The sequence below is a fragment of the Pseudomonas sp. NPDC086112 genome, from assembly GCF_044746425.1.
Classification (GTDB): Bacteria; Pseudomonadota; Gammaproteobacteria; order Pseudomonadales; family Pseudomonadaceae; genus Aquipseudomonas.
Genome location: NZ_JBIVCD010000068.1, coordinates 4,839 through 5,668, shown reverse-complemented (window position 1 = coordinate 5,668; position 830 = coordinate 4,839). Strand labels below are relative to the sequence as shown.

The following is an 830-nucleotide window of genomic DNA, read 5'->3' as shown; positions in this document are numbered from 1 at the left end:
CATGTCAATGATCCCTATGTGAAGCAGGCGCAGAAGGATGGTTACCGCTCGCGTGCGAGTTACAAGCTTCTGGAGGTCCAGGAGAAATACAAGCTGATCCGTCCGGGTATGAGCGTTGTCGACCTGGGTGCGGCGCCCGGCGGCTGGTCGCAGGTCACTAGTCGGCTGATCGGTGGTCAGGGGCGTCTGATCGCCTCGGACATCCTGGAAATGGACAGCATTCCGGACGTGACTTTCATCCAGGGTGACTTCACCCAGGACGAAGTGCTCGCTCAGATCCTTGAAGCCGTGGGTAATTCGCAGGTGGACCTTGTGTTTTCCGATATGGCCCCCAATATGAGTGGTACGCCTGAGGTGGACATGCCAAAAGCCATGTTTCTATGTGAGCTGGCTCTTGATCTGGCGGCTCGGATACTCAAGCCGGGTGGTAATTTCGTGATCAAGGTGTTTCAGGGCGAAGGGTTTGATGCTTACGTGAAGGACGCTCGTCAGAAATTCGACAAGGTCCAGATGATCAAGCCGGACTCTTCCCGTGGCAGTTCCCGCGAGCAATACATGCTGGCTTGGGGCTACCGCGGCCGTAGTGAGTAAATCGAGGTTTTTTTGCGGGTCGATAGGTTTTTCGTATTTCGTCCCGTGAGCATTAGCGAATATTGTGTAGAAAGTGTTTCACAAAGGGTTACAGACGGCGCCTGCCAGAGCCGTAGGTAATGTAGTAAGTTAGGCCGGTGAATATCATGCGAAGCACGCGCCATTAGCTGAGCTTGCTTCAGAGGGTAGTTAATTGAACGTTATGGCAAAGAATCTGATCCTGTGGTTGATCATCGCGG

General features: G+C 53.5%; 1 protein-coding gene. It reads left to right on the top strand.

Annotated elements, in window-relative coordinates; genetic code table 11:
* On the top strand, positions 1-591 hold a 591-nt coding region (gene rlmE / locus ACIPLA_RS27315; RefSeq protein ID WP_401177510.1), incomplete at its 5' end, for a 23S rRNA (uridine(2552)-2'-O)-methyltransferase RlmE.
* Between the last annotated feature and the right edge of the window lie 239 nt (positions 592-830).